The sequence below is a fragment of the Aminobacter aganoensis genome (assembly GCF_014206975.1).
GTDB lineage: Bacteria > Pseudomonadota > Alphaproteobacteria > Rhizobiales > Rhizobiaceae > Aminobacter > Aminobacter aganoensis.
The window spans coordinates 174932-197297 of sequence record NZ_JACHOU010000008.1 but is presented as its reverse complement, the minus strand read 5'-3'; the positions used below and the strand labels follow the sequence as shown (position 1 = coordinate 197297).

Sequence of the window (22366 nt, the reverse complement as noted above, 5' to 3'; positions counted from 1 at the left end):
GGCGCGACCTGCGGCTTCTTCCCGGTCGATGCCGAGACCATCCGCTACCTCAACATGTCGGGCCGCGCCGAAAACCGCATCGCGCTGGTCGAGGAATATTCCAGGTGCCAGGGCATGTGGCGCGACGCCAGCTCGGCCGATCCCGTGTTCACCGACCTGCTCGAGCTCGACATGGCAACCGTGGTGCCGTCGATGGCCGGCCCGAAGCGCCCCGAAGGCCGCATCCCGCTCGAAGGCATCGCCGCGGGCTTCGCCACCGCACTTGAAGCCGAATACAAGAAGACCGTCGACCAGTCGAAGCGTTATGCCGTCGAGGGCGAGACCTTCGACCTCGGCCATGGCGACGTGGTGATCGCGGCGATCACGTCGTGCACCAACACCTCGAACCCGAGCGTGCTGATCGGTGCCGGCCTGCTCGCCCGCAACGCCAACCGCATCGGCCTGAAGCAGAAGCCGTGGGTCAAGACCTCGCTGGCGCCCGGTAGCCAGGTGGTGGCCGAATATCTCGAGAAGTCGGGCCTGCAGAAGGAACTCGACCAGATCGGCTTCAACCTCGTCGGCTTCGGCTGCACGACCTGCATCGGCAATTCCGGCCCGCTGCCGGCGCCGATCTCCAGGACCATCAACGACAAGGGCCTGATCGGGGCTGCAGTGCTGTCGGGCAACCGCAACTTCGAAGGCCGCGTGTCGCCCGACGTGCAGGCCAACTACCTGGCGTCGCCGCCGCTGGTGGTGGCCTATGCGCTGGCCGGCTCGGTGACCAGGGACCTGACGAGCGAGCCGCTGGGCGAGGACCGCGACGGCAAGCCGGTGTTCCTCAGGGATATCTGGCCGACCAATGTCGAGATCGAGCAGTTCATCGCCGAAAACGTCACCCGCGAGCTGTTCGCGCGCAAATATGCCGACGTCTTCAAGGGCGACGAGAACTGGCAGAACGTCCAGGCGCCGGAAGGCCAGACCTATGCCTGGGACGACAACTCGACCTATGTGCAGAACCCGCCCTACTTCGCCGGCATGGGCTCGCGCCCGGGGGCGATCGGCAAGATCGAGGGCGCGCGCGTGCTCGGCCTGTTCGGCGACAAGATCACCACCGACCACATCTCGCCGGCCGGTTCGATCAAGGCGGCCTCGCCCGCCGGCAAGTACCTGACCGACAATGGCGTCGGCGTCGCCGACTTCAACCAGTACGGCACGCGCCGTGGCAACCACGAGGTGATGATGCGCGGCACCTTCGCCAACATCCGCATCCGCAACCACATGCTGGGCGAGAACGGCCGCGAGGGTGGCTACACCTTCCACTACCCGTCCAAGGAAGAGATGCCGATCTACGATGCCGCCATGCAGTACCGCGCCGAGGGCGTGCCGCTGGTGATCTTCGCCGGCGTCGAATACGGCAACGGCTCGTCGCGCGACTGGGCGGCCAAGGGCACCAACCTGCTCGGCGTCCGCGCGGTCATCGCCCAGTCGTTCGAGCGCATCCACCGCTCGAACCTGGTCGGCATGGGCGTGATCCCGTTCACCTTCGAAGAGGGCACGAGCTGGAAGACGCTCGGTCTCAAGGGCGACGAGCAGGTGACGATCGACGGCCTCGAGACGATCAAGCCGCGCCAGAAGATGACGGCCAGGATCACCTTCGCCGACGGCTCGACCAAGGACGTGCCGATCCTGTGCCGCATCGATACCCTCGACGAACTCGACTACTTCAAGAACGGCGGCATCCTGCAATACGTCCTGCGCGACCTCGCGGCGTAAGCTTTCTGCGCGATTCATGTGAAACAGCCGCCGGGGCGCAAGCTCCGGCGGCTTTTGTTTGGGCGGCCGCGGGTGGCTGTCGCGTGACGTGGGCCGCCTTCATACATCCTTCGACAGGCTCAGGATGAGGGCTGCGCTCAGCTTCCGGCGCGCAGGTCGTGGGCGTACATGACGAATGTCTCTGCGGCTTCCGCAGGCTCCGTGCGTTGCCCGTAGAGTGCGCGCGCAGCAAGGTTGTCGGGTTCGGTGCCGAGCCAGGCTTCCTCGCAGCCTGCGTCGCGGCCGGCGGCGAAAAGGGCGTCGACCAGGAGGTTGGCGATGCCGAGGCGGCGCCAGGCGGGCGAGACGCCGACATTGTCGATGTAGAGTTCCGGCGACCGGTCGGCATGGTGGTGGATCATGCCGGCGGCCTGCGCCACAACCTGGCCATCATCGAGGGCGACGAAGAGCAGGTGGCCGGGCGCGGCAAGGCAGACGTCGACGCGGACTGGGTCAACGGGGGCGTCGAAGACGTCGGGCGCGACGGTGCCGAGAAGGGCTTCATCGCCGGGGACGAGTCTGCGGATCTGGATAGCAGTCATTGCAGCGCCTTCATCCTTCGTTTGTATTTTTGTCATAAAACTTTGACGTTTACGTAAATCCCATTGTTTCTAACCGATTGAAAAAGTTGAGGTCGAAATAATCGGTTGAATTTTTTTGGCCGCAGAGCTATTGCGAGCCGCTATTTCTGGCTGCATTCTCGCGGCCTCCTGGCCCAAACCTACTCCACCCCGCCGCCACGGCGTCGTTAAAGGCAAAGGGAAATTCCTTCATGGCACGCAACAAGATAGCCCTCATCGGCTCCGGCATGATTGGCGGCACGCTCGCCCACATGGTCGGTCTCAAGGATCTCGGCGACGTGGTTCTGTTCGATATTGCCGAGGGCACGCCGCAGGGCAAGGGCCTCGACATCGCCCAGTCCTCGCCGGTCGACGGCTTCGACTCGCGCTTCACCGGCGTCAACGACTATGCCGGCATCGAGGGTGCCGACGTCTGCATCGTCACCGCCGGCGTGCCGCGCAAGCCGGGCATGAGCCGTGACGACCTGCTCGGCATCAACCTCAAGGTGATGGAGCAGGTTGGCGCCGGCATCAAGAAGTATGCGCCTAAGGCTTTCGTCATCTGCATCACCAACCCGCTCGACGCCATGGTGTGGGCGCTGCAGAAGTTCTCGGGCCTGCCCAAGAGCCACGTCGTCGGCATGGCCGGCGTGCTCGACTCGGCCCGTTTCCGCTACTTCCTGTCGGAAGAGTTCAAGGTTTCGGTCGAGGACGTCAGCGCTATGACGCTGGGCGGCCACGGCGACGACATGGTGCCGATGACGCGCTACTCGACGGTTGCCGGCATCCCGCTGCCGGACCTGATCAAGATGGGCTGGACCAGCCAGGACAAGCTCGACGCCATCGTCGAGCGCACCCGCAAGGGCGGCGGCGAGATCGTCGGCCTGCTCAAGACCGGCTCGGCCTATTACGCGCCGGCCTCGTCGGCGATCCAGATGGCCGAGGCCTACCTCAAGGACAAGAAGCGCGTGCTGCCCTGCGCGACGCACCTGTCGGGCCAGTATGGCGTCAAGGACATGTATGTCGGCGTGCCCGTGGTGATCGGCGCCGGTGGCGTCGAGCGCATCATCGAACTCGACTTCAACAAGGCCGAGCAGAAGATGTTCGAGAAATCGGTCGAAGCGGTGAAGGGCCTGTGCGAGGCCTGCGTCGCGATCGCGCCGAACCTCGCCAAGAAGTAAGGACCAAGCGTATGAACATCCACGAGTACCAGGGCAAGCAACTGCTCAAGGGTTTCGGTGCGCCCGTCGCTGACGGCGTACCGGTGTTCAAGATCGAGGAAGCGGAAGCGGCGGCCAAGGCGCTGCCGGGCCCGCTCTACGTCGTGAAGAGCCAGATCCATGCCGGCGGCCGCGGCAAGGGCAAGTTCAAGGAACTGCCGGCCGACGCCAAGGGCGGCGTGCGCCTCGCCAAGTCGGTCGACGAGGTTGTGGCGTTCGCCAAGGAGATGCTCGGCAACACGCTGGTGACCAAGCAGACCGGCCCGGCCGGCAAGCAGGTCAACCGCCTCTACATCGAAGACGGCGCCGACATCGACCGCGAGCTGTACCTGTCGATCCTGGTCGACCGTTCGGTCGGCCGCGTCGCCTTCGTGGTTTCGACCGAAGGCGGCATGGACATCGAGGCTGTCGCCCACGACACGCCGGAAAAGATCATCACCGTTGCGATCGACCCCGAGAAGGGCGTGACGGCCGACGACCTCAAGGCGCTGAACGGCGCGCTGAAGCTGTCGGGCGATGCGGCCAAGGACGGCGAGAGCCTGTTCCCGATCCTCTACAAGGCGTTCGTCGAAAAGGACATGAGCCTGCTCGAGGTCAACCCGCTGATCGTCATGAAGAACGGCCGCCTGCGCGTGCTCGACGCCAAGGTGTCGTTCGACAACAACGCGCTGTTCCGCCACGCCGACGTGCTTGAGCTGCGCGACACCACCGAAGAGGACGCCAAGGAAATCGAGGCGTCGAAATACGACCTCGCCTATGTCGCGCTCGACGGCAACATCGGCTGCATGGTCAACGGTGCCGGCCTCGCCATGGCGACGATGGATATCATCAAGCTCTACGGTGCCGAGCCCGCGAACTTCCTCGACGTCGGCGGCGGCGCCTCCAAGGAGAAGGTGACGGCGGCGTTCAAGATCATCACCGCCGATCCGGCCGTGAAGGGCATCCTGATCAACATCTTCGGCGGCATCATGAAGTGCGACATCATCGCCGAAGGCGTGATCGCAGCCGTCAAGGAAGTCGGTCTCAAGGTTCCGCTGGTGGTTCGCCTCGAAGGCACCAATGCCGAACTGGGCAAGAAGATCATCAACGAGAGCGGGCTGAACGTCGTTTCCGCCGACGACCTCGACGACGCGGCGAAGAAGATCGTCGCCGCGGTGAAGGGAAACTGAGCCAATGTCCATTCTCATCGACAAGAACACCAAGATCCTGGTGCAGGGCCTGACCGGCAACACCGGTTCGTTCCACACCGAGCAGGCGCTGGCCTATCACGGCACCCAGATGGTCGGCGGCATCCACCCCAAGAAGGGCGGCGAGAAGTGGGACGGCTCGGTACCGCTGCCGATCTTCTCGACGGTTGCCGAAGGCAAGGAAAAGACCGGCGCAAACGCATCAGTGGTCTATGTCCCGCCGGCAGGGGCTGCGGCTGCGATCATCGAGGCGATCGACGCCGAGATCCCGCTGATCGTCTGCATCACCGAGGGCATCCCGGTCTCCGACATGATCAAGGTCAAGGCACGCCTCGACCGCTCGGCCTCGCGGCTGATCGGCCCGAACTGCCCGGGCATCGTTACGCCGGACCAGTGCAAGATCGGCATCATGCCAGGCAACATCTTCCGCAAGGGCTCGGTCGGCGTTGTTTCGCGCTCGGGAACGCTTACCTATGAGGCGGTGTTCCAGACCACCAATGCGGGCCTCGGCCAGTCGACGGCGGTCGGCATCGGCGGCGACCCGGTCAAGGGCACGGAATTCATCGACATGCTCGAGATGTTCCTGGCCGACGACGAGACCAAGTCGATCATCATGATCGGCGAAATCGGCGGCTCGGCCGAAGAGGACGCAGCGCAGTTCCTCATCGACGAGGCCAAGCGCGGCCGCAAGAAGCCGATGGCCGGCTTCATCGCCGGACGCACCGCACCGGAAGGCCGCACAATGGGTCATGCGGGTGCTGTGATCTCCGGCGGCAAGGGCGGCGCGGAAGACAAGATCGCGGCGATGGAGGCAGCGGGCATCCGCGTGTCGCCGTCGCCGGCACGTCTCGGCACGACACTGGTTGAGGCGATCAAGGGCTAAGTTAACAGCCAATAGAGAGTAGCGAATAGGGAGTAGCGAAGAGCGATGAGCGACCAAGCAAAAGCAAAGTCCTACTCGCTATTCGCTACTCTCTATTGGCGCTGAAACAGGAGAGGAGCCAGAGGCTCCGAGCGGTAAGATGGCGCGATCAGATCAGGCCAACGATCAATTTTCCCTCACTTCGTTCCTCTATGGCGGCAACGCCGACTACATCGAGGCGTTGCACGCTGCCTTCCTTGACGATCCGGAAGCGGTCGATCCCGAGTGGCGCGACTTCTTCTCGGCCCTGAAGGACGACGCCGGCGACATCCGCCAGAATGCCAAGGGCGCCTCGTGGTCGACCCCGAGCTGGCCGCTGCAGGCCAATGGCGAACTGGTGTCGGCACTCGACGGCAACTGGGGTCTGGTCGAGAAGCACCTGGAAAAGAAGGTCAAGGACAAGGCCGTGGCCGCCACCGGCGCCGAGCCGTCCAAGGCCGACGTGCTGCAGGCGACGCGCGATTCTGTGCGCGCCATCATGATGATCCGCGCCTACCGCATGCGCGGCCACCTGCACGCCAACCTCGACCCGCTCGGCATCGCCAAGCCGCTCGAAGACTACAACGAGCTCTCGCCGGAGGCATACGGCTTCACCGACGCCGACTACGACCGGCCGATCTTCATCGACCACGTGCTCGGCCTCGAATACGCGACGATCCGCGAGATGCTCGAGATCCTGAAGCGCACGTATTGCTCGACGCTCGGCGTCGAGTTCATGCACATCTCCGATCCCGAGGAGAAGGCGTGGATCCAGGCCCGCATCGAAGGTCCGGACAAGGCGATCGAATTCACGCCGGTGGGCAAGAAGGCGATCCTGCAGAAGCTGATCGAGGCCGAGGGCTTCGAGCAGTTCATCGACGTCAAGTACAAGGGCACCAAGCGCTTCGGCCTCGACGGCGGCGAATCGCTGATCCCGGCGCTTGAACAGATCATCAAGCGCGGCGGCGCGCTCGGCCTGAAGGAAGCTGTGCTCGGCATGGCCCACCGCGGCCGTCTCAACGTGCTGACCAACGTGATGGCCAAGCCGCACCGCGCCGTGTTCCACGAGTTCAAGGGCGGTTCCTACGCGCCTGACGACGTCGAGGGCTCGGGCGACGTGAAGTACCATCTCGGTGCGTCGTCGGACCGCGAGTTCGATGGCAACAAGGTGCACCTGTCGCTGACCGCCAACCCCTCGCATCTCGAGATCGTCGATCCGGTGGTGATGGGCAAGGCGCGCGCCAAGCAGGACCAGCTGTTCGGCCGGGCCCGCGGCGAGATCGTGCCGCAGGAAGAGCGCGCCAAGGTGATGCCGCTTCTGCTGCACGGCGATGCGGCATTCGCCGGACAGGGCGTGATCGCGGAAATCCTCGGCCTGTCGGGCCTGCGCGGCCACCGCGTCGCCGGCACGCTGCACTTCATCATCAACAACCAGATCGGCTTCACGACGAATCCGCGTTTCTCGCGCTCGTCGCCCTATCCGTCGGACGTTGCCAAGATGATCGAGGCGCCGATCTTCCATGTCAACGGCGACGATCCGGAGGCGGTGGTGTTCGCGGCCAAGGTCGCGACCGAATTCCGCATGAAGTTCCACAAGCCGGTGGTCGTGGACATGTTCTGCTACCGCCGCTTCGGCCACAACGAAGGCGACGAGCCTGCGTTCACGCAGCCGATCATGTACCGCAATATCCGCACCCATAAGACCACGGTGCAGACCTATGCCGACAAGCTGATGGCCGAAGGCCTGATGAACCAGGCCGAGGTCGACAAGATGCGCGCCGACTGGCGCGGCTTCCTGGAAGCCGAGTTCGAGGCCGGCCAGGCCTACAAGCCCAACAAGGCAGACTGGCTGGACGGCGCCTGGTCGGGCATGCGCACGGCCGACAACCAGGACGAACAGCGCCGTGGCAAGACCGCCGTGCCGGTCAAGACGCTGAAGGAAATCGGCAAGAAGCTGACCGAAGTGCCGAAGGACTTCGAGGTCCACCGCACCATCGGCCGCTTCCTCGAAAACCGCCGCCAGGCGATCGAATCGGGCGAAGGCATCGACTGGGCGACGGCGGAATCGCTGGCGTTCGGCTCGATCCTGCTCGACGGAAACCCGGTCCGCCTTTCGGGCCAGGATTCCGAGCGCGGTACCTTCTCGCAGCGCCACACCGTGCTCTACGACCAGCGCGACGAGAACCGCTACATCCCGCTCAACAACCTGTCGGCGGCGCAGGCCGGCTACGAGGTCATCAACTCGATGCTCTCGGAAGAGGCCGTGCTCGGTTTCGAATACGGCTACTCGCTTGCCGAACCGAAGGCGCTGACGCTGTGGGAGGCGCAGTTCGGCGACTTCGCCAACGGCGCGCAGGTGGTGTTCGACCAGTTCATCTCGTCGGGCGAACGCAAGTGGCTGCGCATGTCGGGCCTCGTCTGCCTCTTGCCGCACGGCTATGAAGGCCAGGGTCCGGAGCACTCGTCGGCACGCCTCGAGCGCTTCCTGCAGCTGTGCGCCGAAGACAACATGCAGGTGGCCAACGTCACCACGCCGGCCAACTACTTCCACATCCTGCGCCGGCAGCTGAAGCGCGATTTCCGCAAGCCGCTGATCCTGATGACGCCGAAGTCGCTGCTGCGCCACAAGCGGGCGGTTTCTTCGCTGTCGGAGATCTCGGGCGAGAGCTCGTTCCACCGCCTTTTGTGGGACGACGCCCAGTATCTCGGCAACGAGCCGATCAAGCTGGTCAAGGATTCGAAGATCCGCCGCGTCGTGCTGTGCACCGGCAAGGTGTATTACGACCTGTACGAGGAGCGCGAGAAGCGCGGCATCGACGACATCTACCTGCTGCGCGTCGAGCAGCTCTACCCGTTCCCGGCCAAGGCGCTGATCACCGAGCTCAGCCGCTTCCGCAACGCGGAGATGGTGTGGTGCCAGGAAGAGCCCAAGAACATGGGTGCGTGGTCGTTCATCGATCCGTACCTGGAATGGGTGCTCGCCCATATCGACGCCAAGCACCAGCGCGTGCGCTACACCGGCCGTCCGGCCGCCGCCTCTCCGGCGACGGGCCTGATGTCCAAGCACCTGGCGCAGCTCCAGGCATTCCTCGACGACGCCCTCGGCGAATAACCCAAGAACGGACAGGCAAAAAATGGCTACCGAAATCCGTGTCCCCACCCTCGGCGAATCCGTTTCCGAGGCAACGATCGGCAAGTGGTTCAAGAAGGCCGGCGACGCGATCGCCGTCGACGAACCCTTGGTCGAGCTCGAGACCGACAAGGTCACCATCGAAGTGCCGGCGCCCGCCGCCGGCGTGCTGGTCGAGCTGACGGTCAAGGAAGGCGAGACCGTCGGCGTCGGCGCGCTGCTCGGCACCATCGGTGCCGGCGACGGGGCCGCAACGGCCGCCAAGCCCGCTGCAGTGGCGCAGGCGTCCGCGCCGGAAGCCGCTTCGACGGTCAAGGAGGCGGTTGCCCAGACCGCCAAGATCGCAGGCGAGCCGCCGATCGAAGAACGCAAGATGCCGCCGGCACCGGCAGCCGCCAAGCTGCTCGCCGAGACCAACCTCTCGGTCGACCAGGTCGCCGGTTCGGGCAAGCGCGGCCAGGTGCTGAAGGGCGACGTGCTCGAAGCCATCGCCAAGGGTGTTTCTGCTCCCGCCGCGGCGCCGGCAGCGCCTGCCGCCCCGGTGGCCGCACGCGCTCCGTCGGCCACGGCGGACGCACCGCGCGAAGAGCGCGTGCGCATGACCAAGCTGCGCCAGACGATCGCGCGCCGCCTCAAGGAGGCGCAGTCGGCTGCCGCCATGCTGACCACCTTCAACGAGGTCGACATGAGCGCCGTGATGGCGCTGCGCACCAAGTACAAGGACATCTTCGAGAAGAAGCACGGCGTGAAGCTCGGCTTCATGGGTTTCTTCACCAAGGCGGTGACGCATGCGCTGAAGGAGATCCCGGCGGTCAATGCCGAGATCGACGGCACCGACATCATCTACAAGAACTTCGCCCATATCGGCGTCGCCGTCGGCACCGACAAGGGCCTGGTGGTGCCGGTGGTGCGCGATGCCGACCAGATGTCGATCGCCGAGATCGAGAAGGAAATCGGCCGTCTCGGCTTCGCGGCGCGTGACGGCAAGCTGTCGGTCGCCGACATGCAGGGCGGCACCTTCACCATCTCGAACGGCGGTGTCTACGGCTCGCTGATGTCGACGCCGATCCTCAATGCACCGCAGTCGGGCATCCTCGGCATGCACAAGATCCAGGAGCGCCCGATGGTCGTCGGCGGCCAGATCGTCATCCGTCCGATGATGTATCTCGCGCTGTCCTACGATCACCGCATCGTCGACGGCAAGGAAGCCGTGACCTTCCTGGTTCGCGTCAAGGACAGCCTGGAAGATCCGGAGCGCCTGGTCCTCGATCTCTGATCGGACAAGCTCAAGGGGTGCCCGCGTGGCCGGGCACCCTGCCTTCCCTTACCTCCGGGGGAATTGCCGGTAATCGGGAACGCCTTGCTGATCAGCGATGTTGAGAGTGGGGAGACGTGATGGAAGCCGCGGCTGTATCGACTGAAATCTGGGTGCTTGGCTGGAGCGCGGTGCTGCTGATCGCGCACATACTCGTGCAGGCGCTGGCGCTCGATCTCTCCGACGGTCTCGGCACGAAATACCTGCTCGGCCCGCGCGACGAACAGCGCGTGCCGAAAAGCGTGGTGGCAGGGCGGCTCATCAGGTCGCTCAACAACATGCTGGAGACCTATCCGGTCTTCATCGGGCTGGCGCTGGCGCTGGCCGTTACCGGCAAGACCGGCGACCTGGGCGCCGTCGGGGCGATGATGTGGATCGTCGCACGCGTCGCTTATGCGGTCCTGTACGTGACCGGCGTGCCAGTGCTGCGCTCGATCGTCTGGTTCGTTTCGATTGCCGGACTGGTCCTGATGATCGTCCGCCTGATGACGTAACCTTGCCGCCTGAAGAAACGGAAACGAGACGGTTGCATGGCATTCGAACCCGACATTCCCCCGATCCAGGTGCATCTCTGCGTCAAGGGCGGCAAGGAAGCGATTGCCTTTTACGAGAAGGCGTTCGACGCGGTCGAGACCTTCGAGCAGTTGGCCGATGACGGGGTGCGCGTGCTGCATGCCAACCTTGCCATGTTCGGCAGCGAAGTGATGCTGCACGACGAGTTTCCCGAAATCGGCGCCGACGTGCTGTCGCCGCTGTCGCGAGGCGGCGCCGGCATGACCGTCAACATCAACCTGAAGCTGCCCGGCGAAGTCGACCAGGCCGTCGAGCGCGCGGTCGCCGCCGGTGCCGAGATCACCATGGAACCGGACGATGTGTTCTGGGGCGCCCGCTACGGCCGCATCCGCGATCCGTTTGGCCATGTCTGGGCCTTCAACGCGCCCCTGGGCAACGCTGCCCTGGGCACGGCGGCGGAGGACAGGACATGACGCAATACGTGTTCGAATTTGCCGGCCTGCTGGCGGTGTTTTCGGTGCTGATGGTGGTGCCCGGCGCCGATTTCGTGATGGTGGTGCGCCAGAGCGTGGTGCATGGCCGCCGCGCGGCGATCATCACCAGCTTCGGCATCGGCACGTCGCTTTTGTTCCATGTCAGCTACACCATCCTTGGCATCGGGCTGATCGTGTCGAAGTCGCTGCTTTTGTTTTCAATGCTGAAATGGGCCGGTGCCGCCTATCTCGTCTATCTCGGCATCATGGCGCTGCGCGCCGGTCCGATGGACATGGTCTCCGTCGACGTGCCGGAGGAGGCTGACGGGCCGAAGTCGATTTCGGCTGTGCGCTGCTTCCTGATGGGGTTCGTCACCAACGCGCTCAACCCCAAGGCGGTGCTGTTCTTCGTGCCGCTGTTCACGGCGATGGTGAGTCACGAAACGCCGGCGAGCGTGAAGGGCGTCTACGGCCTGCTGATGGCTGTGGTGCTGATCGCCTGGTTCGTCGGCGTGTCGATGTTCTTCACCATGGCGTCGGTGCGCGAGCGCTTCGTCTCCTGGGGCCGCTGGTTCAACAAGGCGACCGGCATGATCTTCATCGGGCTTGGCGTGAAGCTCGCCACCGTACAGGCCGGCTGATGCGGTTCGCGGCCCTGATCCCGGCTGTGGCGGTGCTCTGGGCGACGACGGCCAACGCCGCCTGCCCGATCGAACTGGCCGTCTATGGCGACCGCGACAAGGCGGCGTCGATCGACTTCCGGCCGACGCTGGAGTCGGCGACAGTCACCAACAGCTTCAAGATGGTGATGGACAACGACATCGTGCTCGACGGCGTGGTGATGTGGTCGGACGAGGTGGCGCGGCCCAACGGCATGCTAATGCACCAGTGCCCGGAAGGCGATGTGACCGGCGAGGAGCTGGATGCCTGCACGGTGTGGCAAGGCGTGATCTACAGCGTCGACGAGCAGGGCAATGTCGGGCTGCTGCCGCGCGAGCGCATCGCGGCGGCAGCACCCAAGAAGCTGATCTTTGCCGACCTTGGCCATTCGCTGCGCATGTCGGCGGCCTATGGTCCGGACGGCTTTTCGAAAGTGCCGTGGGACGTGTTCGAGATACAGGGGTGCCAGGAATGAGCGCTCACCGAAAGGTACTGCTGGTGACCGGCGGCAGCCGCGGCATCGGAGCCGCCATCTGCCGGCTTGGTGCCGAGGCAGGCTATCGCGTGGCCTTTTCCTATGTCGCCAACGATGCGGCGGCCAATGCCCTGGTGACGGAACTGAAGGCAGCCGGCGGCGAGGCCATCGCCATCAAGGGCGATGTCGGCAACGAGGCCGACGTGCTGGCCATGTTCGCCGAGGTCGACAAGACGTTCGGCCGGCTGGATGCCTTCGTCAACAATGCCGGCGTTGTCGACATGAAGGCGCGCGTCGACGAGATGAGCGCGGCCCGGCTGGAGCGCATGATGCGCATCAATGTCGTCGGCTCGATCCTGTGCGCCCGCGAGGCGGTGAAGCGCATGTCGAGCCTGCACGGCGGCGCCGGCGGCGCGATCGTCAACATCTCGTCGGTGGCGGCCACACTGGGTTCTCCCGGCGAATATGTCGACTATGCCGCTTCCAAGGGGGCGATTGACACCTTGACCATCGGGCTTGCCAAGGAAGTGGCGACCGAGGGCGTGCGCGTCAACGCGGTGCGCCCCGGCATCATCGACACCGAGATCCATGCGTCCGGCGGGCAGCCGGACCGGATCGCCGCCATTCGCGGCATGGTGCCGGTGAAGCGCGAAGGCAAGGCTGAGGAAGTTGCCCACGCCGTCATCTGGCTTTTGTCGGATGAGGCATCATATACGACGGGCTCGATTTTGAACGTGAGCGGCGGCCGCTGACCGCCCCAGGCAAGAAGGAAAGAACAATGGCATATGACGTCGTCGTAATCGGCTCGGGCCCAGGCGGCTATGTGTGCGCCATCAAGGCGGCACAGCTCGGATTGAAGGTCGCCGTGGTCGAGAAGAACGCGACCTTCGGCGGCACCTGCCTGAACATCGGCTGCATCCCCTCCAAGGCGTTGCTGCACGCCTCGGAAATGCTGGCCGAGGCGCAGCATTCCTTCGATGCGCTCGGCGTCGAGGTCGGCACGCCGAAGATGAACCTGAAGAAGATGATGGCGCACAAGGACGCCACCGTCGCCGCCAACGTGACCGGCGTGTCGTTCCTGTTCAAGAAGAACAAGATCGAGAGCTTCCAGGGCACCGGCAAGGTGCTGGGCGCGGGCAAGGTCGGCGTGACCGGTGCTGACGGCAAGAGCCAGGAAATCGAGACCAAGAACATCGTCATCGCCACGGGCTCGGACGTCGCCGGCATTCCGGGCGTCGACGTCGCCTTCGACGAGAAGGTGATCATCTCGTCGACCGGCGGCCTGTCGCTGGAAAAGGTTCCCGGCCACCTGGTGGTTGTCGGCGGTGGTGTCATCGGCCTCGAGCTCGGCTCGGTGTGGGCGCGCCTCGGCGCCAAGGTGACGGTGGTCGAGTACCTCGACTCCATCCTGGGCGGCATGGACGGCGACGTCGCCAAGCAGTTCCAGCGCATGCTGGCCAAGCAGGGCTTCGAGTTCAAGCTCGGCTCCAAGGTGACCGGTGTCGCCAAGGCCAAGAAGGGCGCGACTGTGACCTTCGAGCCGGTCAAGGGCGGTGCTGCCGAGACCATCGAGGCTGACGTCGTGCTGGTCGCCACGGGCCGCAAGCCCTACACCGAAGGCCTCGGACTCAAGGAGGCGGGCGTCGAGATGGACGAGCGCGGCCGGGTCAAGACCGACGGCCACCTGCGCACCAACGTCGCCGGCATCTACGCCATCGGCGACGTCGTCGCGGGCCCGATGCTGGCGCACAAGGCTGAGGACGAAGGCGTGGCGGTTGCCGAGATCACTGCCGGCCAGGCCGGCCATGTGAACTACGACGTCATTCCCGGCGTGGTCTACACCAGCCCCGAGGTCGCCTCGGTCGGCAAGACCGAAGAAGAACTCAAGAAGGCCGGGATCGCCTACAAGGCCGGCAAGTTCCCGTTCACGGCCAATGGCCGGGCGCGCGCCATGCTGCACACCGACGGCTTCGTCAAGGTCTTGGCCGACAAGGACAGCGACAAGGTTCTGGGGGTGCACATCGTCGGCTTCGGCGCCGGCGAGATGATCCACGAGGCGGCGGTGCTGATGGAATTCGGCGGGTCGTCGGAAGACCTCGGCCGCACCTGCCACGCGCATCCGACGATGTCGGAAGCGGTCAAGGAGGCGGCGCTCGCCACCTTCTTCAAGCCGATCCACATGTAGGACCGGCGACCACGCCTGAAAACAAAAAACGGCCCGCTCTTGAGCGGGCCGTTTGCATGTCGGGACCAACCTCAGTTGGCAGGGGCTGCCGGGGCAGGCGCCGGTGTTGCCGGGGCGGGCTCAGCAGGAGCCGGAGCCGGTTCAGCCGGAGCTGGCGCAGGAGCAGGCTCCGCCGGTGCGGGCGCAGGGGCAGGCTCTGCCGGCGCGGGGGCGGGTGCCGGTTCTGCCGGAGCGGGAGCTGGCGTTGTCGCAGCCGGGGGTTCGGCCGGTGCTGGCGCTTCTCCGGTCGGGCCGAAGATGTAGTAAGCCACGGCGGCGAGCAGCACGACGATGATGGCTATCAGCCACGTGCTGCCCATGCTCGACTGACCGGTGGGGCGTCCTGGATCTGGATTGTTCACCATTGAGATCTCCCTCAGCTGCGCTCCGCAATCATTGCGTGAACATCGCAATCAACGCGCGAAACGCATTTCGGTTTCACCGGAGACGAAAAAAGACTGCAAATACAGCAGGCCGACGGTGGATGGCGGGCAGGAGGCGGGGACGGCGGCGTTTCGCCACGCCGCCGAGGCCCGCAATTCGCGCTAGCTTCGAGCGAGATGCAGCGACCCTGAGGCCAGCGACATGCCCGTGGTGCAGTGCCTTTCCGACACAGACGAAATTCTGCCCGGCACCAGCTTTGCCGACCGCTACGCCGTGGTGGTCGGCGGGCAGTCGCTGGATGCCATGACATCGGCGGAGCGCGCCATCGTCAATGGCCCGGCCTGGATCGGCCGGCTGATGATGCTGCGCAATCTGCTGGTGCGGCCGTTCGGGCTGAAAACCGGGCACGGCGACCTGCCGCCCAAGCAAAAGCTGGTGGGGATGTTTCCGGTGATCAGCGAGGCGCCGGAGCGGATGGTTCTCGGCCTCGACGACCGACATCTCGATTTCCGGCTGCTGGTCGAGGTCAGGGAACTGGGCGCTGGGCGGCAGGAGGTCAGCGCGACGACGCTGGTCAGGCCGCACAACCGGTTCGGCCGGATCTACCTTGCCGTCGTCATGCCGTTCCACCGCATCATCGTTCCGGCGATGCTGGCCCGGGTGGCCGGCTAGAGTGTTTCTGCTTTTCTTCGAATCGCGAAAACGCTCTAAGCTCTTGTTATTGCGCAATTCCGGACGGAAAACCGCTGCACACTTTTCCTGGAATTGCTCTAGCGGTCGGCAGCAGTGACGGTGTAGCCGGCCTTGCGGTACAGCTCGACCAGGCCTTCGGGGCCGGGCAGGTGCAGTGCGCCGACGGCCATGAACACGTCGCCCTGGGCGACGAGAGGTGCGCTGCGCTCGGCCATGGTCTTGTTGCGCGTCGTCACCATCGTTTCCTCGAAGGCGGCGTAGCCGGAATCGTCGGAGCCGCCGGATGGCAGGGCATTGCGGAACAGCGGCCAGAACATGCCGGTGTCGCCGCGTTGGTAGAGCACGACCATGGTTTCGATGACGTCGTCCATGCGGTTGCCGAGCTTGAGGGTCTCGACAAGGCCCTTGATGTGGAACTCGATCGGCAGCGAGGCCATGGCCGAAAGCTGGTCGGCGGCGCTCTCCAGCCCCTTGACCTCCTTGCCGGCGGCCTTGGCCTGCTGGGCGATGAGGATGTCGAGCACCGGCGCGCCGGCGGCTTTGCGGGTCAGCTCGCAGGCCGGCAGCGCGACCATGGACGACAGCATCCACGGCTTCATCTTGGAGACGCTTGCCGGCGGGATGCCGCGTGCTTCGAGTGCGGCATTGACGGTTTCGAGTTCTTCCGGGGACATCAGCGACGGCAACGTCGTGCTGTCGGTGAACATCATCAGTTCGGGCTGCTTCATCAGGCTGGCGACCATGGCGTTCTGGTCGAGCACATCGGTGGTTTCGATGACCAAAGTGTGCGAGCCGTCGAAGGCCTTCTGCGCCTCGGGCTGGAGCTTGGTGACGCGCGGATCAGTGACATGCATGGTGCCGTAGAGCCATGACGGCTTCTGGCCGGGCTTTTCCAGCTTCCACAACAGGCCCTGGCCGTTCAGCGTGGCCTTGGCCTCGGTCTCGATCCTGGCCAGAACCGCCGGGCTGTCCTTGGCGAGTTCCGCCAGGATGTCGGAGCCGGTGCAGACGGGCGCTTCGGCATGGGCCTTGCCGGCGAACAGAAACGCGACGGCGAAGAACAGGACGAAGAACAGCACGTTGAGTGCTGCGAGCAGCTTCAGCGCGGGCAACGAGGCGCGGTCGGCAAGGGCGGTGAGACGTGTCATGGGCATTTGTGTAGCCGCCAAAAGCGGCAAAACGGTTAATGCCGCAGTGACAATTGTCAGCCTCGCGAGGTCAGGCGCGGGGGTGCGCGGCGTCGTAGACCTCCAGCAGGCGTGCGGTGTCGACGCCGGTATAGACCTGGGTGGTCGACAGGCTGGCGTGGCCGAGCAGTTCCTGGATGGTGCGCAGGTCGCCGCCACGACCGAGCAGGTGGGTGGCGAAGGAGTGGCGCAGCGCATGCGGCGTCGCCGTGTCAGGCAGATTCAAGGCTGAGCGCATCTTGCGCATCTCGCGCTGGACGATCGCCGGGTCGAGCCGGCCGCCGCGGGCGCCGCGAAAGAGCGCGCCTTCGGCATCGAGATGATATGGGCAGAGCTTGCGGTATTCGGCGACAGCCTGCAGGGCCACCGGCAGGACCGGGACGAGGCGGGTCTTGCCGCCCTTGCCCGATATGCGCAGCACGGTGTCGGAGGGCGAAGCGAGCTCGGTTCCGGATAGATTGAGCGCTTCGGAAATGCGCAGGCCCGAGCCGTAGAGCAAGGTGAGCACGGCGGCGTTGCGGGCGGCGATCCAGGGCTCCTCCGCCAATTGCTCGCCGGCCGAAACGACACGCCTGGCATCGATCGCGGTGAGCGGCTTGGGCAGCGATTTTGGCTGTTTTGGCGCGCGCAGCGCCGCAGAGCCGGCAGCATTGACCAGTCCCTGGCGTTCGAGGAAACGCAGCAGCGAGCGCACCCCGGCAAGGCCGCGGCCAAGCGTGCGGGGGCCGGCCCCATCAGTGCGGCGGGCGGCGAGATAGGCGCGCAGGTCGGCCGGGCGGAGGTCGCTGATGTCGGAGATGCCGGGCGGGCCGCCGCAATGGCCGGTGAGAAATTGCAGGAACTGGCGCGTGTCGCGTTCGTAGGCATCGACCGTCAGTGCCGACAGGCGGCGTTCGCCGGCCAGCGACTTCAGCCAGCCCTGGCGGGCCGCCTGGAGGTCGGGTTTTGCAGCGATGAGGAATTCCTGCATTGGCAGTCGGCGTCCGATTGGAATAAGGCAGTGTTGAACGAGCGAAGTTAGCAACCGGTGAAGCGCAGGCAATGGCCAGACCCCAAAATCCAATCCAGATGGCCGTGATCGGCGCTGCCCACGGCATCAAGGGCGAACTCAGGGTGAAGACCTTCACCGGCGATCCGCTGGCGCTGGCCGACTACGGCCCGCTTTACGCCAAGGACGGCCGCGCCTTCGAGATTGCCGCGATCCGGCCGGCCAACGAGGTGGTGGTGGTGCGCTTCAAGGGCGTCAACGACCGCAATGCCGCCGAGGCCCTGACCAATACCGAGTTGTTCGTCGACCGCTCGGCCCTGCCCGACGATGGCGAGGAGGGCGAGTTCTACCACACCGACCTTGTCGGGCTTGTCGTGCGCGACGAGACCGGTGAGCCGGTCGGCAAGGTGTTTGCCGTGCAGAATTTCGGCGGCGGCGACATCCTCGAAATCCAGTACCAGGACCGCAAGGGCGTGCTGATACCCTTCACGCAAGCGGCGGTTCCGGTGGTCGACATCGCCGGCGGCTTCGTCGCCATCGATACGGTGGCGGCCGGGCTTGTCGAGGACGAAGACGACGAGAACGCGCCATCCGACGGCGAGTTCGAGCACAAGGCCCGGCCGCGCGGACCGAAGGACGCCGGGGGCAATCGCTAGTCGGATCAGACTTCGATGATCTTGAACTGCGGTCGCTATGTGTATAGATACACATCATGCGCAGCCGTGAGGTGATCAGACTGCTTGTTGCGGACGGCTGGCTTGAGGTGGCGCGCAAAGGCAGCCACGTCCAGTTCAAGCATCCTGTCAAGAAAGGCAGGGTCACCGTGCCGGATCCTAAAAGGGAAATTCCCCTGGGCACGCTGCGCAGCATCGAGAAACAATCCGGGATCAGGCTGAAATAGCATGGCTAACTACATTGCCCTCATCCACAAGGACGCCGACAGCGACTACGGCGTATCGTTCCCCGACTTTCCGGGTTGCGTGTCGGCTGGTCCGACGCTCGATGAAGCGCGTGCCGGCGCCGAAGAGGCCTTGGCGCTGCATATCGAAGGCATGATGGAGGACGGTGAGCCAATTCCCGAGCCGACGTCACTGGAGGATGTGATGGGCGTCGCCGAAAACCGCGACGGCGTTGCTGTGCTGGTCAAAGCTCCGCCGCTCGACCAGCGCTCCATTCGCGTCAACGTGACCTTCTCCGAGGACGTGCTCAAGCAGATCGACCTGTTTGCGCAGCAATCGGGTTATACGCGCTCGGGCTTTCTGGCGGTCGCCGCCAAGCACGAGATCGAGAGAGAAGAAAAACGAAAGGCGCGCGGCTGATCGTGTCGGGAGATGATGAGAAGAATTTGCCCGGGTTTCGGGCAACTGTCCTGACGCTCTATCCGGAGATGTTTCCGGGCGCGCTGGGGGTTTCCCTGGCGGGGCGGGCGATGGAGCGGGGCGACTGGGCGCTGGAGGCGGTGCAGATCCGCGATTTCGCCGCCGACAAGCATCGCACCGTGGACGACACGCCTGCAGGTGGTGGCGCTGGCATGGTGATGCGTGCCGACATTCTGGCCAAGGCGATCGACCATGCCTCGCCCGAGGGCGACGCGCGACCACGCATCCTGATGAGCCCGCGCGGCAGGCCGCTGACACAGGAGCGGGTGCGCGAACTGGCGGCCGGGCCGGGCGCGGTGATCCTGTGCGGCCGCTTCGAAGGCGTCGACCAGCGGGTGATCGACACGCGCGGGCTGGAAGAGATCTCGGTCGGCGATTTCATCCTTTCTGGCGGAGAGCCCGCGGCGCTGGTGCTGCTCGACGCCGTGGTGCGGCTTTTGCCCGGCGTGATGGGCAACGAGACTTCGGGCGAAGAAGAGAGCTTCGAGGGCGGATTGCTGGAGCATCCGCACTACACCCGGCCTCAGGAATTCGAGGGTGTTGCCATCCCCGAAGTGCTGACCTCGGGCAACCACGGCAAGATCGCCAAATGGCGCCGCGCCGAGGCGGAGAGGCTGACGAAGGAGCGGCGGCCGGATTTGTGGGCGCAACACAAGAGCTGAAGGCGGTGCCCTACGACTTGTGGACCGCCGCCGCCGAACGTTTTGACGGCTTTCTCACCGCGCGAGTGTCTGGCGCTGCGAGGTGGTAGGGCTGAATCAGCGCCTCTGCCGGCATCTTCCACTGCGCGTGAAGCCGCTGGATCATGTCGACATTGAGCATACGCTTGCGGTTGACGATCTCAGACGCGCGCGATGCCGATCCAAGGACGACGGCGAGGTCGCGCTGCTTCAGACCCCGCATCTCCATATGAGCGACGATGGCGGTGACCGGGTCCGGAATCTCGATCGGATGGTGCCTGTCTTCGTAAGCCTCGATGAGTGTCGACAGCACGTCGAAGCGTTCCGCATCGGCGCTGCCCGGTTCGGGCTCATGCTCGAAGTAGCGGGCTACTTCTGAGATGGCCCATTCGAGGTCTGCGTCATTGCGGATGGGTCGAATGTTGTCCATCACACCTTCTCCACGTCTATCTTGTCGTACTCGGCATGGGTCCCGACAAATTTGATCAACACACGTCTGAACGTATAGCTAACATGCACGACCAGCCTGTATTTGTTGCCGGCAATGTCGAAGACCACACGGTTGTCGGCGACAAAGTCCACGCTCGCGCCGAACGCGCCCTTGATGTCGGCTGGGCCCGACCAAACAGCGACGCTTGCGGCCTGATACCAAGCGGTGAGCGGACGCTGCGCCTGGGGGTGTTTCTCCCAGAAGTCACGCAGCGTCTTCCTGCTCAATATCTGCACGTCTTCATATAGCCGTTTCCCAATTTGGGAACAAGAAATTTCCCGAATTGGGAAGGTTCAGCGAGCCTGGCCGGCTGGTCAGCCCCTGGTGAAATAATAGAACGCCAGGAACAGGCCGATGGCGACTACGAGCGCGCGGACGATGGACTGCGGCACGCGGCGGGCGGTCCAGACGCCGGCATAGCCGCCGAGCGCGACGCCGGGCACCATGACCGCCGCTGCCGTCCAGGCGACGACGCCGCCCGAGGCGAAGATGACGATGGCGACCGCGGCGATGACGATGGAGAGCATGTTCTTCAGCGCATTGAGGCGGTGGTAGTCGCCGCCTTCGGTCAGGCCAAGCGTCGCCAGCATCATGACGCCCATGCCGGCGCCGAAGAAGCCGCCATAGATCGCGGTGAAGAATTGGACGATGCGGCCGGTGAGCGACGACGGCGCACCTTCGGGCCGATCGGCGAGCTTTGCCGGACGAAGCCAGGGACCGGCGGCGAACAGCGCGGTTGCTGCGAGCAGCAGCCACGGCACCAGCGCGCCGAAAGAGACATTGTCGAGCGAAAGCAGGAACAGCGAGCCGATGAGGGCGCCGACGGCCGAGATGACGGCGAAAGCAAGCGCGCCGCGCCACATCAGGCGGATGTCCTTGATGTAGGCCCAGGTCGAGGTGATGTAGCCGGGGAATTGGGCGATCGACGACGTCGCATTGGCGGAGATCGGCGGCAGGCCGGCCATCGTCAGCGCGCCGAAGGTCAGGAACGTGCCGCCGCCGGCAATGGCGTTGACCACGCCCGACAAAAAGCCCGCGACAAAGAGGATCACGACTGTGATGAAGGTCACGGGTTGCCTGCTCCGATACGCTGCGCCATGGGGTCTGTAGGAAGCCCGGGCCGGCGATGCAAGCCATGGCTTGCCGATGGCAGCCATGTGGTCCAAGCTCCCGATAGCGGCGACAGCACGCGAGGCGCGCAAAAAAGACGCGGCAAAGGCGTGACAAATGGCTGAAATAGCGGTATGTGCCCGCCCGAACCGGACGAATAATCGACCGGACCCGTCAACAGTGACGGTGTAGTCGCCCCTGCCGGAAGGCCCGCGAGGGAACAAGGCATATCCGAGCGGTCATTGGAACTGCAAGGCGAGCGCGGGCGCTCTGGCTGTCGGAAGAACAAGAAGTGGATAGTTGAGATGGATATCATCCGCCAGCTCGAGGCCGAACAGGCCGCCAAGATCGAAGCCAAGCGCACCCTGCCGGAATTCCAGCCAGGCGACACCGTGCGCGTTCTGGTCCGCGTCACAGAAGGTTCGCGCACCCGCGTGCAGGCATATGAAGGCGTCGTCATCGCCCGCGCCGGCTCGGGCTTCCAGGAAAACTTCACCGTCCGCAAGATCTCCTATGGCGAAGGCGTGGAGCGTGTGTTCCCGGTCTACTCGCCGATGATCGAGGGCGTCGAGATCGTCCGCCGCGGCAAGGTCCGTCGCGCCAAGCTGTACTACCTGCGCGATCGCCGCGGTAAGTCGGCTCGTATCGTCGAGAACACCGGCGTGCGCGCCCGCAAGCTGAACGACGCCGAGCGCGAGGCAGCCAACGCCGAGAAGGCTCGCATCGAGGCCGAGAAGGTCGCAGCCGCCCAGGCCCTGGCCGCCGAGAAGGCCGCCCAGGAAGCAGCCGAGAAGAAGGCAGCAGACGAGGCCGCCAAGGCAGCTGAGGCAGCCGCCGCCGAGCCTGCAGCCGAATAATCTCCGGCACTTCATGATTTTCGAAAGGGCGGCTTCGGTCGCCCTTTTGCGTTTCGGGGGGATGGAATTCCAGTTCTTCCATGCGCGAGGCATGGCGCCTGCTTGCATGCGGCCCGCGGCGAGCTAAAGTCTGGCGCAAACGACCGGCG

25 protein-coding genes are annotated in these 22366 nt (G+C 64.8%); 19 read left to right on the top strand and 6 right to left on the bottom strand.

What is annotated here, in order from left to right; translation table 11 throughout:
* Positions 1–1752: aconitate hydratase AcnA (acnA, locus tag GGR00_RS17075; RefSeq protein ID WP_184700079.1), on the top strand; the 1752-nt coding region annotated here is incomplete at its 5' end.
* 137 nt (positions 1753–1889) lie between these two features.
* Here acnA and GGR00_RS17070 read toward each other — a convergent pair.
* Positions 1890–2333 carry a GNAT family N-acetyltransferase gene (locus GGR00_RS17070; protein ID WP_184700078.1) on the bottom strand — a complete coding sequence of 148 codons (444 nt, stop codon included), beginning with the start codon at positions 2331–2333 and terminating at the stop codon, positions 1890–1892.
* Positions 2334–2563: 230 nt separating this feature from the next.
* Here GGR00_RS17070 and mdh point away from each other — a divergent pair, with 230 nt between their 5' ends.
* The 13 genes from mdh (at position 2564) to GGR00_RS17005 (ending at position 15505) form a co-directional block, all read left to right on the top strand.
* Entirely contained in the window at positions 2564–3532 is a 969-nt protein-coding gene (gene mdh, locus GGR00_RS17065) for a malate dehydrogenase (protein ID WP_055975329.1), read from the top strand.
* A gap of 11 nt (positions 3533–3543) precedes the next feature.
* A complete protein-coding gene (sucC, locus tag GGR00_RS17060; RefSeq protein WP_184700077.1) occupies positions 3544–4740 on the top strand; it encodes an ADP-forming succinate--CoA ligase subunit beta in 1197 nt (398 codons plus the stop codon).
* Positions 4741–4744: 4 nt separating this feature from the next.
* Positions 4745–5641 carry a succinate--CoA ligase subunit alpha gene (sucD, locus tag GGR00_RS17055; RefSeq protein WP_184700076.1) on the top strand — a complete coding sequence of 299 codons (897 nt, stop codon included), beginning with the start codon at positions 4745–4747 and terminating at the stop codon, positions 5639–5641.
* Positions 5642–5780: 139 nt separating this feature from the next.
* A complete protein-coding gene (locus tag GGR00_RS17050) occupies positions 5781–8771 on the top strand; it encodes a 2-oxoglutarate dehydrogenase E1 component (RefSeq protein WP_184700075.1) in 2991 nt (996 codons plus the stop codon).
* A 22-nt stretch (positions 8772–8793) separates the two neighbouring features.
* Positions 8794–10065, top strand: a complete 1272-nt coding sequence (gene odhB / locus GGR00_RS17045) for a 2-oxoglutarate dehydrogenase complex dihydrolipoyllysine-residue succinyltransferase (protein WP_184700074.1) — start codon at positions 8794–8796, stop codon at positions 10063–10065.
* 119 nt (positions 10066–10184) lie between these two features.
* A complete protein-coding gene (locus GGR00_RS17040; protein ID WP_184700073.1) occupies positions 10185–10598 on the top strand; it encodes an MAPEG family protein in 414 nt (137 codons plus the stop codon).
* A 36-nt stretch (positions 10599–10634) separates the two neighbouring features.
* Positions 10635–11090, top strand: coding sequence for a VOC family protein (locus GGR00_RS17035; RefSeq protein ID WP_184700072.1), 456 nt, complete (start codon positions 10635–10637; stop codon positions 11088–11090).
* Positions 11087–11731: a LysE family translocator gene (locus GGR00_RS17030; protein ID WP_184700071.1), complete on the top strand. Its 645-nt coding sequence runs from the start codon at positions 11087–11089 to the stop codon at positions 11729–11731. Before GGR00_RS17035 ends, GGR00_RS17030 begins: the two co-directional genes overlap by 4 nt.
* Entirely contained in the window at positions 11731–12225 is a 495-nt protein-coding gene (locus tag GGR00_RS17025; protein WP_055975305.1) for a hypothetical protein, read from the top strand. The genes GGR00_RS17030 and GGR00_RS17025 overlap by 1 nt, the downstream gene beginning before the upstream one ends.
* Complete coding sequence (locus GGR00_RS17020) at positions 12222–12977, top strand: SDR family oxidoreductase (protein ID WP_184700070.1); 756 nt, start codon at positions 12222–12224, stop codon at positions 12975–12977. Before GGR00_RS17025 ends, GGR00_RS17020 begins: the two co-directional genes overlap by 4 nt.
* Positions 12978–13003: 26 nt before the next feature.
* Positions 13004–14410, top strand: coding sequence for a dihydrolipoyl dehydrogenase (gene lpdA / locus GGR00_RS17015; RefSeq protein ID WP_184700069.1), 1407 nt, complete (start codon positions 13004–13006; stop codon positions 14408–14410).
* A 393-nt stretch (positions 14411–14803) separates the two neighbouring features.
* Positions 14804–14998, top strand: coding sequence for a hypothetical protein (locus tag GGR00_RS17010; protein WP_156381218.1), 195 nt, complete (start codon positions 14804–14806; stop codon positions 14996–14998).
* A 36-nt stretch (positions 14999–15034) separates the two neighbouring features.
* Positions 15035–15505: a DUF2867 domain-containing protein gene (locus GGR00_RS17005; RefSeq protein ID WP_184700068.1), complete on the top strand. Its 471-nt coding sequence runs from the start codon at positions 15035–15037 to the stop codon at positions 15503–15505.
* A 98-nt stretch (positions 15506–15603) separates the two neighbouring features.
* Here GGR00_RS17005 and GGR00_RS17000 read toward each other — a convergent pair whose 3' ends face one another.
* Positions 15604–16674, bottom strand: coding sequence for a TraB/GumN family protein (locus GGR00_RS17000; RefSeq protein ID WP_184700088.1), 1071 nt, complete (start codon positions 16672–16674; stop codon positions 15604–15606).
* 70 nt (positions 16675–16744) lie between these two features.
* Positions 16745–17683 carry a tyrosine recombinase XerC gene (locus GGR00_RS16995; RefSeq protein ID WP_184700067.1) on the bottom strand — a complete coding sequence of 313 codons (939 nt, stop codon included), beginning with the start codon at positions 17681–17683 and terminating at the stop codon, positions 16745–16747.
* A gap of 71 nt (positions 17684–17754) precedes the next feature.
* Between GGR00_RS16995 and rimM the strand changes: the two genes are divergently transcribed.
* From rimM to trmD, 4 genes are read left to right on the top strand one after another with little or no spacing between them, the layout of a single operon-like run.
* Positions 17755–18357: a ribosome maturation factor RimM gene (gene rimM / locus GGR00_RS16990; RefSeq protein ID WP_184700066.1), complete on the top strand. Its 603-nt coding sequence runs from the start codon at positions 17755–17757 to the stop codon at positions 18355–18357.
* 56 nt (positions 18358–18413) lie between these two features.
* Complete coding sequence (locus tag GGR00_RS16985) at positions 18414–18602, top strand: type II toxin-antitoxin system HicA family toxin (protein WP_184700065.1); 189 nt, start codon at positions 18414–18416, stop codon at positions 18600–18602.
* A gap of 1 nt (position 18603) precedes the next feature.
* The gene (locus GGR00_RS16980) at positions 18604–19020 is read left to right on the top strand and encodes a type II toxin-antitoxin system HicB family antitoxin (protein ID WP_055975283.1); all 417 of its coding nucleotides are present in this window, start codon (positions 18604–18606) and stop codon (positions 19018–19020) included.
* Between the two features lie 2 nt (positions 19021–19022).
* A complete protein-coding gene (gene trmD, locus GGR00_RS16975; protein ID WP_343065572.1) occupies positions 19023–19742 on the top strand; it encodes a tRNA (guanosine(37)-N1)-methyltransferase TrmD in 720 nt (239 codons plus the stop codon).
* Between the two features lie 10 nt (positions 19743–19752).
* Here the strand turns inward: trmD and GGR00_RS16970 are convergent, their stop codons facing one another.
* The 3 genes from GGR00_RS16970 to GGR00_RS16960 form a co-directional block, all read right to left on the bottom strand.
* Positions 19753–20190, bottom strand: a complete 438-nt coding sequence (locus GGR00_RS16970) for a helix-turn-helix domain-containing protein (RefSeq protein ID WP_184700064.1) — start codon at positions 20188–20190, stop codon at positions 19753–19755.
* Positions 20190–20486, bottom strand: coding sequence for a type II toxin-antitoxin system HigB family toxin (locus GGR00_RS16965; protein ID WP_184700063.1), 297 nt, complete (start codon positions 20484–20486; stop codon positions 20190–20192). The genes GGR00_RS16970 and GGR00_RS16965 overlap by 1 nt, the downstream gene beginning before the upstream one ends.
* Positions 20487–20564: 78 nt before the next feature.
* Positions 20565–21320 (bottom strand): TSUP family transporter, encoded by a 756-nt coding sequence (locus GGR00_RS16960; protein WP_184700062.1) that lies wholly within the window; start codon positions 21318–21320, stop codon positions 20565–20567.
* 345 nt (positions 21321–21665) lie between these two features.
* On the opposite strand from GGR00_RS16960, the gene rplS reads away from it, so the two are divergent.
* Positions 21666–22217 (top strand): 50S ribosomal protein L19, encoded by a 552-nt coding sequence (gene rplS / locus GGR00_RS16955; RefSeq protein ID WP_055975272.1) that lies wholly within the window; start codon positions 21666–21668, stop codon positions 22215–22217.
* Positions 22218–22366 lie beyond the last annotated feature (149 nt).

Coding starts and splice junctions, on each gene's coding strand:
- GGR00_RS17070 (WP_184700078.1), bottom strand. CDS start 2,333: ATGACTGCTATCCAGATCCGCAGACTCGTCCCCGGCGATGAAGCCCTT.
- mdh (WP_055975329.1), top strand. CDS start 2,564: ATGGCACGCAACAAGATAGCCCTCATCGGCTCCGGCATGATTGGCGGC.
- sucC (WP_184700077.1), top strand. CDS start 3,544: ATGAACATCCACGAGTACCAGGGCAAGCAACTGCTCAAGGGTTTCGGT.
- sucD (WP_184700076.1), top strand. CDS start 4,745: ATGTCCATTCTCATCGACAAGAACACCAAGATCCTGGTGCAGGGCCTG.
- GGR00_RS17050 (WP_184700075.1), top strand. CDS start 5,781: ATGGCGCGATCAGATCAGGCCAACGATCAATTTTCCCTCACTTCGTTC.
- odhB (WP_184700074.1), top strand. CDS start 8,794: ATGGCTACCGAAATCCGTGTCCCCACCCTCGGCGAATCCGTTTCCGAG.
- GGR00_RS17040 (WP_184700073.1), top strand. CDS start 10,185: ATGGAAGCCGCGGCTGTATCGACTGAAATCTGGGTGCTTGGCTGGAGC.
- GGR00_RS17035 (WP_184700072.1), top strand. CDS start 10,635: ATGGCATTCGAACCCGACATTCCCCCGATCCAGGTGCATCTCTGCGTC.
- GGR00_RS17030 (WP_184700071.1), top strand. CDS start 11,087: ATGACGCAATACGTGTTCGAATTTGCCGGCCTGCTGGCGGTGTTTTCG.
- GGR00_RS17025 (WP_055975305.1), top strand. CDS start 11,731: ATGCGGTTCGCGGCCCTGATCCCGGCTGTGGCGGTGCTCTGGGCGACG.
- GGR00_RS17020 (WP_184700070.1), top strand. CDS start 12,222: ATGAGCGCTCACCGAAAGGTACTGCTGGTGACCGGCGGCAGCCGCGGC.
- lpdA (WP_184700069.1), top strand. CDS start 13,004: ATGGCATATGACGTCGTCGTAATCGGCTCGGGCCCAGGCGGCTATGTG.
- GGR00_RS17005 (WP_184700068.1), top strand. CDS start 15,035: ATGCCCGTGGTGCAGTGCCTTTCCGACACAGACGAAATTCTGCCCGGC.
- GGR00_RS17000 (WP_184700088.1), bottom strand. CDS start 16,674: ATGACACGTCTCACCGCCCTTGCCGACCGCGCCTCGTTGCCCGCGCTG.
- GGR00_RS16995 (WP_184700067.1), bottom strand. CDS start 17,683: ATGCAGGAATTCCTCATCGCTGCAAAACCCGACCTCCAGGCGGCCCGC.
- rimM (WP_184700066.1), top strand. CDS start 17,755: ATGGCCAGACCCCAAAATCCAATCCAGATGGCCGTGATCGGCGCTGCC.
- GGR00_RS16985 (WP_184700065.1), top strand. CDS start 18,414: ATGCGCAGCCGTGAGGTGATCAGACTGCTTGTTGCGGACGGCTGGCTT.
- GGR00_RS16980 (WP_055975283.1), top strand. CDS start 18,604: ATGGCTAACTACATTGCCCTCATCCACAAGGACGCCGACAGCGACTAC.
- GGR00_RS16970 (WP_184700064.1), bottom strand. CDS start 20,190: ATGGACAACATTCGACCCATCCGCAATGACGCAGACCTCGAATGGGCC.
- rplS (WP_055975272.1), top strand. CDS start 21,666: ATGGATATCATCCGCCAGCTCGAGGCCGAACAGGCCGCCAAGATCGAA.